This window comes from Flammeovirga aprica JL-4, from assembly GCF_012844305.1.
GTDB classification, from domain to species: Bacteria; Bacteroidota; Bacteroidia; order Cytophagales; family Flammeovirgaceae; genus Flammeovirga; species Flammeovirga aprica.
In genome coordinates, this window is record NZ_JABANE010000396.1 from 1 (window position 1) to 603 (window position 603).

Sequence of the window (603 nt, forward strand, 5' to 3'; positions counted from 1 at the left end):
GTGTTAGTCTTGGCGCGCATTTGCATGATTAACCAAAGGCTTCACATAGTTTATGTCTGGATGGCAACGAATTTACTATAAATTACTGAATTTACCATTACAGGTGCTGGTAAAAAGCAAGTCTATTCCGGCAGAGCCTGCCCAGGAATTAGGACTCGATACCTCGCGTCCGGTCATGTACGTCCTGCCCTATAATTCGAAGGCGGACCTGCTGACGCTGCGCGCCCAATGCCTGGCGCATGATTTACCTGACCCGCTTGAACCGCTGGAAATCGACGGCGCCCTGCTGCCGCGTTACGTATTCATCCACGGTGGGCCGCGCGTATTTACTTATTACACGCCAAAAGAAGAGTCCATCAAGCTGTTCCACGATTACCTCGATCTGCACCGCAACCATCCGGACCTCGATGTGCAAATGGTGCCGGTTTCGGTCATGTTCGGCCGTTCGCCGGGTCGCGAGAAAGGAGAAGTCAATCCGCCGCTGCGGATGCTGAACGGCATTCAGAAATTTTTCGCCGTCTCCTGGCTCGGCCGCGACAGCTTCGTGCGCTTCTCGCCGTCCGTTTCGCTGCGCCGCATGGCGGATGAGCACGGTACCGATAA

At 54.6% G+C, this 603-nt stretch carries 1 protein-coding gene; it reads left to right on the forward strand.

The features are described 5' to 3' along the window. Positions 1 to 52: 52 nt before the first annotated feature. The coding region (locus HHU12_RS34580) for a lysophospholipid acyltransferase family protein (protein ID WP_205960107.1) at positions 53 to 603 on the forward strand (551 nt) is incomplete at its 3' end.